The organism is Roseomonas sp. BN140053 (assembly GCF_047690175.1).
In the GTDB taxonomy this organism is placed as follows: domain Bacteria; phylum Pseudomonadota; class Alphaproteobacteria; order Acetobacterales; family Acetobacteraceae; genus Roseomonas.
In genome coordinates this window covers 20510-34882 of the sequence record NZ_JBLLEB010000002.1, presented here as the reverse complement: position 1 = coordinate 34882, position 14373 = coordinate 20510, and the positions used below count along the sequence as shown (strand labels likewise).

The 14373-nt window shown below is 72.3% G+C and carries 12 protein-coding genes; 3 read left to right on the top strand and 9 right to left on the bottom strand.

What is annotated here, in order from left to right:
* The first annotated feature begins 72 nt into the window (after positions 1–72).
* Entirely contained in the window at positions 73–1266 is a 1194-nt protein-coding gene (locus ACLIBK_RS02300) for an alpha/beta hydrolase (RefSeq protein WP_415385596.1), read from the top strand.
* A gap of 19 nt (positions 1267–1285) precedes the next feature.
* On the opposite strand, the gene ACLIBK_RS02295 is transcribed toward ACLIBK_RS02300, so the two are convergent.
* Positions 1286–1792 (bottom strand): cupin domain-containing protein, encoded by a 507-nt coding sequence (locus ACLIBK_RS02295; protein ID WP_415385595.1) that lies wholly within the window; start codon positions 1790–1792, stop codon positions 1286–1288.
* Positions 1793–1882: 90 nt separating this feature from the next.
* Between ACLIBK_RS02295 and ACLIBK_RS02290 the strand changes: the two genes are divergently transcribed.
* Positions 1883–2818 carry a LysR family transcriptional regulator gene (locus ACLIBK_RS02290; RefSeq protein WP_415385594.1) on the top strand — a complete coding sequence of 312 codons (936 nt, stop codon included), beginning with the start codon at positions 1883–1885 and terminating at the stop codon, positions 2816–2818.
* Positions 2819–2883: 65 nt separating this feature from the next.
* Positions 2884–4080, top strand: coding sequence for an L-2-hydroxyglutarate oxidase (gene lhgO / locus ACLIBK_RS02285; RefSeq protein WP_415385593.1), 1197 nt, complete (start codon positions 2884–2886; stop codon positions 4078–4080).
* A gap of 300 nt (positions 4081–4380) precedes the next feature.
* Here lhgO and ACLIBK_RS02280 read toward each other — a convergent pair whose 3' ends face one another.
* From ACLIBK_RS02280 to ACLIBK_RS02245, 8 genes are all read right to left on the bottom strand, one after another.
* Complete coding sequence (locus ACLIBK_RS02280; RefSeq protein WP_415385592.1) at positions 4381–6297, bottom strand: AMP-binding protein; 1917 nt, start codon at positions 6295–6297, stop codon at positions 4381–4383.
* Between the two features lie 255 nt (positions 6298–6552).
* Positions 6553–8298, bottom strand: coding sequence for an MFS transporter (locus tag ACLIBK_RS02275; RefSeq protein WP_415385591.1), 1746 nt, complete (start codon positions 8296–8298; stop codon positions 6553–6555).
* Between the two features lie 144 nt (positions 8299–8442).
* Positions 8443–9144 carry a flavin reductase family protein gene (locus ACLIBK_RS02270; protein ID WP_415385590.1) on the bottom strand — a complete coding sequence of 234 codons (702 nt, stop codon included), beginning with the start codon at positions 9142–9144 and terminating at the stop codon, positions 8443–8445.
* A 10-nt stretch (positions 9145–9154) separates the two neighbouring features.
* Complete coding sequence (locus tag ACLIBK_RS02265; RefSeq protein WP_415385589.1) at positions 9155–10120, bottom strand: Bug family tripartite tricarboxylate transporter substrate binding protein; 966 nt, start codon at positions 10118–10120, stop codon at positions 9155–9157.
* 14 nt (positions 10121–10134) lie between these two features.
* Entirely contained in the window at positions 10135–11127 is a 993-nt protein-coding gene (locus tag ACLIBK_RS02260; RefSeq protein WP_415385588.1) for a Bug family tripartite tricarboxylate transporter substrate binding protein, read from the bottom strand.
* A gap of 62 nt (positions 11128–11189) precedes the next feature.
* Complete coding sequence (locus tag ACLIBK_RS02255) at positions 11190–11624, bottom strand: aconitase X swivel domain-containing protein (protein ID WP_415385587.1); 435 nt, start codon at positions 11622–11624, stop codon at positions 11190–11192.
* Positions 11621–12901, bottom strand: coding sequence for an aconitase X (locus ACLIBK_RS02250; protein ID WP_415385586.1), 1281 nt, complete (start codon positions 12899–12901; stop codon positions 11621–11623). Before ACLIBK_RS02250 ends, ACLIBK_RS02255 begins: the two co-directional genes overlap by 4 nt.
* Before the next feature lie 35 nt (positions 12902–12936).
* The gene (locus ACLIBK_RS02245) at positions 12937–14268 is read right to left on the bottom strand and encodes an FAD-dependent oxidoreductase (RefSeq protein WP_415385585.1); all 1332 of its coding nucleotides are present in this window, start codon (positions 14266–14268) and stop codon (positions 12937–12939) included.
* Between the last annotated feature and the right edge of the window lie 105 nt (positions 14269–14373).

Genomic DNA, 14373 nt, shown 5'->3' with positions numbered 1-14373 from the left:
TGTAGCCGGGCTAGGCTGGGCCGGCCAGGAGGAGGCACCGCGCCCATGCCCGCACAGGACCGTTCGCCATCCATGCCCGAAGCCGGCCCGGGGGCCGCGGCCGGCGGTTGCGCCGCACCGGAGGCCGCCGCGGGGCCGCCGCTGGGCAGGGCGGCGCTGCCGGCCGCGCTCGGGGCCGGGCCGCGCGAGGCGGGGCCGCACGGCGTGGGGCAGCGCGGGCTGGGGCGGCGCGGGCTGCTGGCGGCGGGGGCAGTGCTGCCGCTCGCGGTGCCGGCGCTGCGGCCCGGCGCGGCGCAGGCGCAGCCGGCCGGCGTGGTGCTGGAGGAGTTCCTGGTGCCCGGCGGCGACAACGGGGTGCAACTCTATCTCCGCAACAAGCGGCCCGAGGCCGGGCTGCCCAGCGGGCCCGGCCGCACCGTGCTCTTCGTCCACGGCGCCACCTATCCGGCCAGCACCACCTTCGACCTGCCGCTCGCGGGGGTGTCCTGGATGGACTACATGGCCGGGCGCGGCTTCGACGTGTGGAGCGTGGACCTGCGCGGCTACGGCCGGTCCACCCGCGACCCTGCCATGTCCCGCCCGCCCGAGGGCGGCGCGCCGCTGACCACGCCGGACCAGGCGGTATCCGACCTCGCTGCCGCGGCGCGCTTCATTCGCGAGCGGCGCGGCTTGAACAAGCTGGCGCATATCGGCTGGTCCTGGGGCACCACGCTCGCCGCCCGCTTCGCCGCCGAGAACCCGACGCTGGTCGAGAAGCTGGTGCTCTACGCCCCCGTCTGGACCATGCCGCCCGCGCCGGCCGACGCGCCGCCGCTGGGCGCCTATCGCAGCGTCACCCGCGCCCAGGCGCGCGAGCAATGGCTGAGCGGCGTGCCCGACAACAAGCGCGCCGGGCTGATCCCGCCCGGCTGGTTCGAGCACTGGGCCGACACCACCTTCGCCACCGATCCCGACGGCAGCCGGCAGGTGCCGGGCGTCCTCCGCGCGCCCAACGGCGTGATGCAGGATTTCCGCGAGAACTGGGGCCGCGACAAGCCGGGCTACGATCCCGCCAGGCTGTCCATGCCGGTGCTGCTGACGGTGGCGGAATGGGACCGCCTCACTCCGCCCGACCGTGCCTTCGCCCTGTTCCCGCTGATCACCACCAGCCCCGGCAAGCGGCTGGTGGTGCTGGGGGAGGGCACCCACACCATCATGCTGGAGCGCAACCGCGGCACGCTGTTCCAGACGGTGCAGGTCTTCCTGGAGGAGCCGGTCGCCGGCTGAACGCCCCGCCCGCGGCGTGTCAGCCGCGCGGCGGGATCGGGTTGGGCCCGAGCAGTTCCAGGTCGTAGTCGCGCGCCAGGGCGGCGAGCGCCGGCATGTCGCGCGGCGCCTGCAGCCCGGCCGCGGCCACGGCGAAGAAGAAGCGCTCGAAGCCGCCGGGCAGGCAGGTGACGGTGATGCGCGCCTCCGTGTCGCCGGTGTTGCGGTAGGCGTGGACGGAGCCGCGCGGCAGCCAGGCCACCGCGCCGGGGCCGACCTCCCGCAGCGTTCCGTCGCACCACAGGGAGACGCGACCCTCGATCACCTGGATCACCTCGTCCTCGCGGCCGTGCCGGTGCAGCGGCGTGCCGCCGTCGGGGGGCACCACCACCTCGGCGACGGAGGTGCTGCCGCCCGTGGCCTCGGCGGGAACCTTGAGGATGTGGCGCGTGCCCAGCGCCGCGCAGCCTTCGCCCTCACCGCGCGGGCTGAGGATCGCCCCGCCCGCGCCCCGCGTTTCCGCCGCCCCGTGAACTGTGTCGAGCATCGTGTTTCGTCCTTTCCCGTGCGCTCCCTGGCGCCCCGCCGATATGTTCTGGGAGCGGACAGGACGCCAATTCCCGTGCGACATGCGGGCATGAGCCGGATTCATCTGTCGGAGTCGAACCTGCGCCTGCTGCTGGTGCTGGACGCCGTGCTGGCGGAAGGCAGCGTTACCCGCGCCGCCGGCCGGCTGGGGCTGACGCAGCCCGCCGTCAGCCACGCGCTGCGGCGCTTGCGCGAGCTCTACGGCGACCCGCTGCTGGTGCGCGGCCGCGCCGGGCTGCTGCCGACGCCGCTGGCGGAAAGCATGATCCCGCGCATCCGGCTCGGCCTGACGGAGCTGGAGCGCGTGCTGGCGCGCGACCTCGACTTCGATCCCGCCACCAGCCGGCGTGCCTTTTCCGTGGCCACGGTGGACCACCCCGTGATCACCGCCCTGCCGGCGCTGTTGGCGCGGCTGCGGGCGGAAGCGCCGGGGGTGGATATCCGCGTGCGCGGCATCACGCCGGGGCTGGCCCAGGCGCTGGAAAGCGGCCGGCTGGACACGGTGCTGGCGGGCGGCGAGGTAGAGGAGCAGCTGGCGCTGGACCGCGGGTTGCAGCGCAGCCGCATCGTCAGCGAGCCCTTCCTGTGCATCGCCCGCGCCGGCCATCCCGCGATCGGCGAAGTGCTGGACCTCGACACCTTCCTGGCGCTGCCGCAGGTGCTGGTCAGCACCGGCGGGCGCGACAGCGGCATGGTGGATGCCGTGCTGGCCGGACGCGGACTGCAACGGCGCGTGCTGGCCACGGTGCCGAATTTCGCCGGGGCGCCGCACCTGGTGGCGGCGAGCGACCTCCTCGCCACCGTGCCGCGCGCCATCGCCGAGTACGGCGCGACGCTGCTGGGGCTGCGCGTGCTGCCGCCGCCATTGCCCCTGCCGCGCGGCGACGCCTACCTGTGGTGGCACGAGCGGGTGCAGAAGGACCCCGGCCATGCGTGGTGGCGCCGCCTGCTGCTGGACGCTTTCGCGCCCTATCGCCGGGACTGAGGCGCGAGCCTGGTTGCCGGGCCGGCGCCGATGGGGAAGGCTGCGGCGCGGGGGTGCGGGCACGGATGATCCACGATTACTGCGTCGTCGGCGGCGGCATCGTCGGCCTCGCCACGGCCATGGTGCTGCTGCGGCGGCAGCCCGGCGCCAGCCTGGTGCTGCTGGAAAAGGAAGCGCGGCTGGGGCAGCACCAGACCGGGCACAACAGCGGCGTGATCCATGCCGGCATCTACTACGCGCCCGGCAGCCTGAAGGCGGAGCTGTGCCGGCGCGGCGCCGCGGCGACCAAGGAGTTCTGCACCGAGCACAACATCCCCTTCGAGACCTGCGGCAAGCTGATCGTCGCCACCAATGCGGCGGAGCTGGCGCGGATGGATGCGCTGTTTGAGCGCTCGATCCGCAACGCCGTGCCGGTGGAGCGCATCGATGCGGCGGAGTTGCGCCGGCGCGAGCCGAACGTCGCCGGGGTCGGGGCGCTGTGGAGCCCCTCCACCGGCATCGTGGACTACGCGCGCGTGTGCGACGCGATGGGCGAGGTGATCCGCGCCGCGGGCGGCGAGGTGGTGCTGGGCGCCGCGGTGACGGCGATCCGCGAGGGCGTCGCGGAGGTCACGGTGTCCGCCGGCGAGCGGCGCTGGAGCGCGCGGCGGCTGGTGGTCTGCGGCGGGCTGCAATCGGACCGGCTGGCGACCCTGGCGGGGCTGCGCATCGAGCACCGCATCGTGCCGTTCCGCGGCGAATACTACCGCCTGCCGCCGAGCCGCAACGACGTGGTGCGCTCGCTGATCTATCCCGTGCCCGACCCGGAACTGCCTTTCCTGGGCGTGCACCTGACGCGGATGATCGACGGCGGCGTGACGGTGGGGCCCAACGCCGTGCTGGGCTTCGCGCGCGAGGGCTACCGCAAGGGGTCGATCAGCGCGCGCGACGTGGTGGACTACGCGCGCTTCGGGGGCTTCTGGCGTACGGTGCTGCGGCATCGCCGTTCCGCGATGGGCGAACTGCGGGACTCCTTCTGGAAGCCAGGCTACCTCGCGCAGTGCCGGAAATACTGTCCCAGCCTGACACTGGCGGACCTGCTGCCGCAGGAAGCGGGCATCCGCGCCCAGGCGGTGCTGCGCGACGGCACGCTGGTGCAGGACTTCCTGTTCGGCGAGACGGATCGGATGCTGCACGTGTTCAACGCGCCGTCGCCGGCCGCGACCTCGGCCATCCCGATCGGCGAGATGATCGCCGACAAATGCGGGCGGGTGGGGAACTGACAGCGAGGGTTCGCCTTACTTCCTTACAACCTTACTTCCTTACCGGAGAGGCTGGTCGGGAGCGGCGGACACGGCACGGGTACCGAAATTTATATCAATTATCCTAGACACTTAGGATCGTGAAAGCAAGCCCGGCGCGCCCGCCCGGGCGGCGCGGAGTGGCACAACGGCGCCGAAATGGCACGAAGGCCGGGAATGTGACAGATCCGGCGTTTCCTGCCATGCGGCGGCGGGGCGGGTGCCGCGCGGGTCTTCGCGGCTGCTGGGTGTGCCGGTGGGGTGCCGGCGGGGCTCCCGGGTTCAACCGGTTCCGGCGTGCAGCACCGCCGCGATCTCCTCCAGCGTTTGCGGGTCGTCGATGGTGGGCGGCACGGGGTAGTCCTCGCCGTCGGCGATGCGGCGCAGCGTGGCGCGCAGGATCTTGCCGGAGCGGGTCTTCGGCAGCCGGTTCACCACCCGCGCTTCGCGAAAGGCGGCCACCGGGCCGATGCGCTCGCGCACCAGGGCGACGAGTTCGGCGGCCAGGGTCGCCTCATCGGGGGTGGCGCCGGATTTCAGCACCACCAGCCCCAGCGGCACCTGGCCCTTCACCGGGTCGTGCCGGCCCACCACGGCGCATTCCGCCACCGCGGGGTGGGAGGCGAGCACTTCCTCCATGGCGCCGGTCGAGAGGCGGTGGCCGGCGGTGTTGATGATGTCGTCGGTGCGGCCCATCACCCAGACAAGGCCCGAGGCGTCCACGCGGCCGGCATCGCCGGTCTCGTAGTATCCGGGGAAGCGGGACAGGTAGGCGGCGCGGAAGCGCGGCTCGTCCTGCCACAGGGTGGGGGCGCAGCCCGGCGGCAGGGGCAGGCGGATCGCCAGGGCGCCGTTGCCGCCGGGCGGGAGTTCGGTGCCGGTCTCGTCCAGCGCCACGACCGCGTAGCCCGGGGAGGGCTTGCCGCCGGAGCCGGGCGGCTGCGGGAACAGGCCGGCTTCGCGGAAATTGGCGGTGATGGGCCAGCCGGTTTCCGTTTGCCACCAGTGGTCCACCACGGGGCGGCCGAGCAGTTCCGCGGCCCAGCTGGCTGTGTCGGGGTCGCAGCGCTCGCCGGCCAGGAACAGGGCGCGCAGGGCGGACAGGTCGTGCCCGGCCAGCAGGCGGCCCCCCGGGTCCTCCTTCTTGATGGCGCGCAGGGCGGTGGGGGCGGTGAACATGACGTGGACGCCGTGCTGGGCGCAGGTGCGCCAGAAGGTGCCGGCATCGGGCGTGCCCACCGGCTTGCCCTCGAACAGCACGGAGGTGCAGCCGGCCAGCAGCGGCGCGTAGACGATGTAGGAGTGTCCCACGACCCAGCCGACATCGGAGGCGGTGAACATCACCTCGCCGGCACGCAGCCCGTAGATCAGCGACATCGAGCGATGCAGCGCCACGGCGTGGCCGCCGTTGTCGCGCACCACCCCCTTGGGCTTCCCGGTCGTGCCCGAGGTGTAGAGGATGTAGAGCGGGTCGGTGGCGGCCACGGAAACGCAGGGATGCGGCGCGGCGGCGGCTTCGGCGGCCAGCCAATCCTCGTCGCGGCCGGGCAGCAGCGTGGCGGCGAGCTGCGGGCGCTGCAGGATCAGGCAGGCCTCGGGCTGGTGCGGCGACTGCGCCAGGGCGGCGTCCAGCAGCGGCTTGTAGGGCACCACGCGCCCGCCCTCGATGCCGCAGGACGCGGCCAGGATCAGCCGCGGTTGCGCATCGGCGATGCGGGCGGCGAGCTCGGGGGCGGCGAAGCCGCCGAACACCACGGAATGCACGGCGCCGAGCCGGGCGCAGGCCAGCATCGCCACCGCGGCATCCGGCACCATCGGCAGGTAGATCACCACGCGGTCGCCGGCGCGCAGGCCGCGCGCGGCCAGGGCGCCGGCCAGGCGTTCCACGCGGTGCAGCAGCTGGGCGTAGGTGAGGGTGGCGACGGTGCCGGTGACGGGGCTGTCGTGGATGATGGCCGGCTGGGCGCCGCGGCCGGCGGCGACGTGGCGGTCCAGGGCATTGCCGCAGGTGTTCAGGCGGCCGTCGGGGAACCAGCGGCCGTAAGGGCCGCTGTCGGGGTCGAAGGCGCGGGTCGGGGGCTGGTCCCAGTCGATGCCGGCGGCGGCGCGCAGCCACCAGCCGTGCGGGTCGCGCTGCCAGTCGGCGTAGAGGTCGTCGTAGCGGCTGCTGCTGCCGGCGGCGGGCGCGTCCTCGGGCATGGGTGTTCCTCCGGGATTTTTGCCGGGCAGCCTCGGTCGCTGGGCGGGCGGATGCAAGCGGTGCGTGGCCGGTGTAGCGCTCGGCCGAACGGGCGGGGGCCAAGGTGGCGCGCGGCAGGAGGAGAGGCGCGGTGGAGACAGGGGCGGCGGGGCCGGGCCTGGGCCGCCTCGCCCGAAACGCGAACGGGGGACCCGGAGGTCCCCCGCGCGGCATGGGCCGGGAACGGCGCCGGGGCGCCGTTCCCGGAAGCGTGGTCAGGCGCGCCGGACCGGTGCGCCGTCGGGAGTGCCTTCTTCGAAAATGTCGCGCTTGTTGGTTTCGGGGATGAACAGCATGCCGATCACCACCGTCGCGAGGGCCACCACGATGGGGTACCAGAGGCCGTAGTAGATATCCCCGGTCTGGGCGACCATCGCCAGCGAGGTCGCCGGCAGCAGCCCGCCGAACCAGCCGTTGCCGATGTGGTAGGGCAGCGACATGGAGGTGTAGCGGATCCGCGTCGGGAACAGCTCCACCAGCGCCGCGGCGATGGGGCCGTAGACCATGGTGACGTAGATCACCAGGATCGTCAGCACCAGGATCAGCACCGCCGGCTGCTCGCGGAACACGTCGAAAGGCCCGGACATCCGCACCACGGTGGGGTTGGACGCCGCCGGATAGCCGGCGGTGGTCAGCGCCGCCGTCAGCTCGCGGTTGAAGCGGGCGGTTTCCGCCGTGCGCTCGGCCGGGCTGCGGCCTTCCAGCACAGGAGCGGCCACGGACGTTCCGGCCACCCGCACGGAAGCGGCGGTGCCGGCCGGAACGGCCTCGGTGGAGTAGATGGCGCCGGCACGGGCCAGCGCCGCCTTGGCGACGTCGCAGGCGGTGGTGAACTGCGCCGTGCCGACGGGGTTGAACTGGAAGGAACAGGTGGCGGGATCGGTCACCACCTGCACGGGGATGGTCTGGTGCGCGCGGTTCAGCGCCGGGTTGGCTTCCGCCGTCAGCAGCTTGAACAGCGGGAAGTAGGTCAGCGCCGCCAGCAGGCAGCCGCCCAGGATGATCGGCTTGCGGCCGATCTTGTCCGACAGCCAGCCGAAGAACACGAAGCCGCCCGAGCCCAGCAGCAGCGCCCAGGCGATCAGCAGGTTGGTGGTGGGACCGTCCACCTTCAGGATCGAGCCCAGGAAGAACAGCGCGTAGAACTGGCCGGTGTACCAGACCACCGCCTGGCCCATGGTCAGGCCCAGCAGCGCCAGGATCGCCCACTTGGCGTTGCGCCACTGGCCGAAGGCTTCCGACAGCGGCGCCTTGGACCCCGTGCCTTCCTCTTTCATCTTCCGGAAGGCCGGGCTCTCGTTCAGGGTGGAGCGGATCCACACCGAGATGCCGAGCAGGATCACCGAGACCAGGAAGGGGATGCGCCAGCCCCAGGCGGCGAAGGCTTCCTCACCGGTGGCGGTGCGCACGCCCAGGATCACCAGCAGCGACAGGAACAACCCGGCCGTGGCGGTGACCTGGATAAAGGAGGTGTAGAAGCCGCGGCGCCCGTTGGGTGCGTGCTCGGCCACGTAGGTGGCGGCACCGCCGTATTCCCCGCCCAGCGCCAGGCCTTGGAGGCAGCGCAGCACCACCAGCAGGATCGGCGCCAGGATGCCGATGCTGTCGGAGCCCGGCAGCAGGCCGACGATGAAGGTGGAGGCGCCCATGATCACGATGGTGACCAGAAAGGTGTACTTGCGGCCCACGAGGTCGCCGATGCGGCCGAACACCAGGGCACCGAAGGGGCGCACCAGGAAGCCCGCGGCAAAGGTCAGCAGCGCGAAGATGTTGCGCGTGCCCTCCGGGTACTGGGAAAAGAACTGCGCCCCGATCAGCCCGGCGAGCGAGCCGTAGAGGTAGAAGTCGTACCATTCGAACACGGTGCCCAGCGAGGAGCCCAGGATGACCTTGCGCTCCTCGCGCGTCATCGGCCGGTTGGCCTCCCGCGTTCCCGGTGGCGCGGCTGTGGCGGTGCTCATGCTTTTCCTGTTCCCGTTTCCCGTCCCGGCTTGCCGGGTGCGTTTCGCGATTCTGGGCGGCTCGCGACGCGGCCGCCTTGCGTGGCAGCCTGCCCGGTGCCGGGCCGGGACGGAAGCGGGATTCGCGCGATTCGGTGAGGCGGCTCAGCCCCGCTGCACCGCGCGGTGTCCGGTGCCGAGAAGGGCGTTGGCTTTTTCCGGAGAGCCTTCGAGGCCCGCGCCGCCGGCGCCGCTGTTGGGGCTGGGCATGGTGAAGCTGTGATCCACGGAGGTGTAGTCGTGGTAGCCCAGCCGCGCGAGCGGGCGCAGCCGGGGGATGTCGAGCTTGCCGTCGGCGGTCAGCGCGGCGTCGTCGATGTGCACGGCGATCACCCGGCCGAACACCACGTCCACCGTGCCCATCACGCCGCCGCCGGGCAGGCGCACGGTCTGCATGTATTCGCACTCGAACTGCACCGGGGATTCCGCCACGCGGGGCGGGCGGATCAGGCGCGAGGGGGCCTTGGTCAGCCCGGCTTCCGCGAATTCGTCCACGCCGGGCGGGTATTCGCCGGAGGAGATGTTGACCGCCTCGCGCAGCGCGAAGGTGGCCATGTTCCACACGAAGCTGCCCTCGCGCTCGGCGTTCACCGTGCTGTCCTTGCGCGTGCCCGAGGAGGTCTGGTTGGCGGAGAACATCACGATCGGCGGGTCGAAGGTGACGTTCTGGAACTGGCTGTAGGGCGCGAGGTTGGCCACGCCGTTCGCGTCCAGCGTGGAGATCCAGCCGATCGGGCGCGGCACCACGCAGGACTTGAAGGGGTTGAAAGGCAGGCCGTGCGGCGTGCGGCCGGGCTCGTAGAACATGCGGGCGTCCTCAGTTCTGCACGGCGCCGATGTCGCGCAGTACCGGAGCCCATTGGCGGGTTTCGGCGGCGATGCGGGCGGTGAAGGCGGCGGGGGTTTCGCTCATCGGCTCGGCGCCCAGTTCCTGGATGCGCAGGCGGAGGGTGGTCAGCGCCGCCGACGTTTCGGCATGGAGGCGGTTCACCACCGCCTCCGGCGTGCGGGCAGGGGCGACTAGGCCGAACCAGGTCAGCACCTCGAAATCGGGCAGGCCGGATTCGCTGAAGGTGGGGAAGTCCGGCGCGCTGGCCAGCCTTTCGCGCGAGGTGACGCCGAGGCATTTCAGCTTGCCGTCGCGCACCAGCGGCAGCGCCGTGTTGACCGAGCCGAAGGTCATGCTGACGCGCCCGGCCATCACGTCCGGCACCAGCGAGGTGCTGTAGGGCACGGAGATGATGTCCACGCCCGCGCGCTTCTTCATCAACTCACCGGCGATGTGGGTGGAGTTGCCGATGCCGGTGTGGCTGAAGCTCAGCTCGCCCGGCTTGGCGCGGGCCAGGGCCAGGAGTTCCTGCAGCGTGTTGGCGGGCAGGCCGGGGTAGACCATCAGCGCCGTGGGCGTGGAGGCGACGGGGGTGATGGGCGCCAGGTCGCGCGCCACGTTGAAGGGCAGGTTGGGTGTGGAGGTGGGCGAGAGCGTCAGCGGGCCGTTGCTGGTCAGGCCGATCGTGTAGCCGTCGGGCGCCGCCTTGGCGACGCGGTCGGTGCCGATGTTGCCGGCCGCACCGGCGGCGTTCTCCACCACCACCGGGCGGCCGAGGCTGGCGCTGAGCGGCTGCGCCAGCAGGCGGCCCAGCACGTCGGGGATCAGCCCGGCCGGGTAGGCCACGAACATGCGGATCGGGCGGTCGGGCCAGCCCTGCGCCCGCGCGGCGCGGCCGGGGAGGGCGAGGGAGGCGGCGCCGAGGCCGGCGGCGGCGAGGGTCCTGCGGTGCATCGGGGGCGTTCTCCTCAGGCGGGGGTGCGGCCGACGCGCTCCGCGGTGGCGCGCCAGGCTTCGTCCTCGCGGGCCAGAAGGGCGCGGAACTCGTCGGGTTCCATGATCTTGGGGGTGACGCCGAAGCGGCTGAAGCTTTCCGCCGTTTCCGGCGCGCGCAGGGCACGGTCCAGCGTCGACGCCAGCCATTCCTGCGCCGCGGGCGGCGTGCCGGCCGCCACGGCGAAGGAGGTCCAGAGCGTGGTGGTCAGGGCGGGATAGCCGGCCTCGGCCAGGGTGGGCACGTCGGGCATCTGCGGTAGCCGTTCGGGCGAGGCGACGGCGAGCGCGCGGATCGTGCCGCCGGCCATCATCGGCTGGGCGTTGAGCAGCGTCTCGAAGGTCATGTGCACGCGGCCGGCGATCATGTCCGAGGTCATGCCGGAGGCGAGCTGGTAGGGCACCATCAGCATCCGCACGCCGGTCAGCTCGCCCAGGCGCTCGCCCATCAGGTGGGGCAGGGAGCCGGTGCCGGTGTGGGCGTAGGTGGCGGCGTCGGGCTGGCGGCGGGAGAACTCCACCAGTTCGGCGATGTTCTTCGCGGGCAGGGCGGTGGAGCTGACCAGCACCAGCGGGCTTTCCGCCACCGTGCCGATGGGCGCGAAGGCGCTGCGCGGGTCGTAGCTCAGGTTCGGGTAGAGGTAGCGGTGCAGCAGCAGCGTGCCGAGGGTGGCGAAGATCACCGTGTAGCCGTCGGCCGGCGAGCGCACGACGTGTTCGGAGGCCAGCGTGCCGGCGGCGCCGGGGCGGTTGTCGGCCACGAAGGGTTGCGGAGAAAAACGGCCCATGGACTCGATCGCCATGCGCGCCAGCCCATTGATGGAGCCGCCGGCGCCGTAGGGGATCACCACGCGGATCGGGCGCGCGGGAAAGGCGTCCGCGGCGCCGGCGGCGTGCGGGCGTAGCGCGGCGGCGGGCAGGGCGGTGCCCAGGAGGGCCGCGAGGTCGCGGCGCGCGATGACGGGCATGGACGGTTTCCTCGTGGTTTTTGTGGTTCGGGAAGCGACCGCGCCCGGCCGCGAGGGGGTGTTCAGCGGCGGCGGGTGATCTCCACCGTGCCGGCGTCGCCGTCCACGCGCACCCAGTCGCCGGTCTGGATGACGTCCACCGGGTCCTGGTCGCATTCCGTGACGCAGGGCACGCGCGTCACCACCGCGCCCAGCGCCATCTTGGTGTTGACGGCGGTGAACACCATCGCGATCGGGTTGGAGCCGAAGGTGCGGGTGAGGTGGAAATACTGCGACCAGCCGGAGGAGCCCTTGGCGCCGGGAAACACCAGCACCTTGCCCTTGAAGCTCTGGCCGCAGAGCTCGTGCCGGCGCTCGATGATAGTGCCAGTCTTGGGGTCCACGCCGCCCCAGCCGGAGATGGTGTCGCGGGTGACGAGGGCCTCGCCCTCCGCGATGCCGGGCACGGCGCCGCGGCCGCGCAGGAGGATGGTGGTGTCGAGGGTTTCGGCGCTCACGGCAGATCTCCTTCCCAGCGGCCGGTGATGCCGGCGCGGACGCAATCATCCACCGCGCCGAACCAGCACTGCACGCCGGTCAGCGGTGGCAGATAGTGCGCCTGCTTGGCGCTGTCGGTGCAGGCGACCTTGGTGCCCTTGGGCATCAGGCGCGAGATGGCCGGGCAGGTGTCGCTGAGCACGTGGGCGCCGGCGGCCAGGATGGGTTCCAGCAGCCCCTCGGCCTGGGCTTCCTCGCGCAGGGCGCGCGGGGTGAAGACCCACATGGCGGTGCCGGCGTTGAGGCGCTTGCCGTCCAGCAGCCGGGCGCAGGTGCGGAGCTGTTCCATCGAGTTGTGCGGGCAGCCCAGCATCACGAAATCCACCTCGCGCGTGCTGGTCGAGGCGTTGAGGTTCTCGTAGGCGCGGCGGCGTTCGGCGGCGCCGTAGCGCAACGTTTCGCGCGGGGCGCGGCCGCCGAAGGCGGCTTCCAGCGTGGGGGCTTCGGGGGTCACGCCGGGGACGTGGTACATCTCGATGCCGCCCGAGGAGGCGCCGGCCGCGCCGAAATGCTTCAGCATGATCATGCTGGGTGCCCGGCCGATGCCGCGCAGCACGGCGATCTGCTCGCCCACCGCGTCGCCGACGTGGTAGCCCAGCAGCCCCCATTCCAGCATGTCCTCGACGGGCACCTCGACGTCAACGAGATGCGTGCCGAGGCGGTTCTCCGGGAGGTGGTAGCCCCAGTAGGGGATGCGGCGGGTGATGCTGGCAGCCCCCGTGCTCTCGCGCCCCTCGGTGTTGGTGCGGGCGCCGAAGAGCGAGTTGCACAGCACCACGGCGGAGGATTCCATCCAGGCGCAGTGCTCGCCCAGCTTGGGCACGTTGCCGACCTGGTAGGGCGCGCAGGTCGCCATGATGCTGACGCCGCGCGCCTTGAAGAAGGCTTCCGACTGCTTCTGCAGTTCCACGTTGTCGGGGGCGAGGCGGTTCAGCTCGGGGTGGTAGGGGTCCATGCCCTGGATCAGCTGGCAGGTCGGCGCGGCCGCCTGCGGCATCTCCACCACCTCGTCGCTGTCGAGGTTGTATTCGGAGAAGACGGCGTCGAAGCCCTTGTTGACGGCCACCTCCCGCACCCCGGCGGTGGTGACGTTGAAGGTGGAGGCGACGTTGTTGACCTCCACCAGACGCTCGGCGCCCAGGGCGCGGCCGTAGCGCATCAGCAGGTCCATGGCGCGCTGCTTGGCGGGGCCCTGCGCCCCGTCCAGCATCGCCTTCTCGTCGTCGGTGAGTCGCATCGCGTGTTGCTCCCGCCTTCTCAGCCGCCCGCTTCTCAGCCGTACGGCCGGTCGCGGCGTTCCAGGTTGTCGCGCACCCGCTCGCGCAGCGCGGCCGGGTCGATCTGGTGCACGCTGCCGCTGCCGGCGAGGTCCAGCGCGTGCACCGCGGCCTGCCCCATCGCCATGCAGGGGCCCATCACCCGCACGGAGGACAGGGCGGCGTTGTCGGCGTCGATGCAGCGGCCGGCTGCCACCACGTTGTCACCCTCGGCCGGCGTGAGGCTGCCGAAGGGGATGTAGTGCATGTGGTCGGGGCCGAAGGGCTGCCAGACGTGCTCGTCGCCGCTGTTATGCAGCTCGATCGGCCAGGCGGTACGGGCGATCGCGTCGGGGAAGCGCGTGCCGGCCACCACGTCCTGCGAGGTCAGCTGCTGGCGGCCCTTGATCCAGCGGGTCTGGCGGATGCCGGGAAAGCCGTAGGAGCGGATGCGCGACTTGCCGAAGGCTTCGGGGAATTCCGTCTGGGCGAAGCGCACGGCGCGGTCCGCCTGGTCGCGGCCTTCCAGCGCCTTGGCGGAGGCAGCGAAGGGTTCCAGCGGGGTTTCGACATGGGTCATGTTCATCGCCGCGATCCCCCGCCCGGGGATCACGAAGGCCAGCCCTTCGCGGCGGAGGAGGCCGTACTTCTCGCCGACCTCGCGCATGCGGGCGGGGATCGCCTCGCGCGAGGGGAGGTGGGCTTCGTCGATGTTTTCCAGCACCACCATCTGCGTGCCGTAGACCGGGCCGTCCGCGGGTTCCTGGCACTCAAAGCCGGCCTGCCAGGCGAGGGCCGCGTCGCCGGTGGCGTCCACGAAGCCCTGCGCCTCGACCTCCACGTCGCCGTAGCGGGTGGCGAGCTTGAGCAGCGTGACGCGGCGGTTCTCCACGACGACCTCGCGCAGCACGGCGCCGAGCAGCACGGTGATGCCGGCCTCGCGCACCGCGTTCTCCATCCAGCGGCCCAGCGCGACCTCGTCGTAGATGACGATGTTGTTGTGCGGCGAGCGGCGGAAATAGGCGGCCCCCGTCTCGCCGAGGTCACGCAGCATGTCGCCCACCATGCCGTAGGTCAGCTGGTAGGGCTCGGAGCCGTTGGAGAAGAGGCCGCAGAAGGTGCCGACGATGGAGTTCACGGCTTGCCCGCCCAGCACGGGCTGCCCGTCCACCAGCAGCACGTCGCGGCCCAGGCGCGCGGCTTCCAGCGCGGCGGAAATGCCGGCGGCGCCGGAGCCGACGACGCAGATATCGGCGCGGTGACGGCTGGGCGGGGCATTGGGGGCGCGGCGGACGCTGCGCGTGGCGGTGGACACCTTGGTGGTGACGGTGGGGACGGGGGTGTCCATGGAGCGTGTTCTCCCGATCGCTGTGGAGCGCGCCCGCGGGGGGCGGCTCGCTGGGCCCGGCGCGGGGCCGGTGTGGTCCTGGGGCGGAGTTTAGCGCGGTTTCCC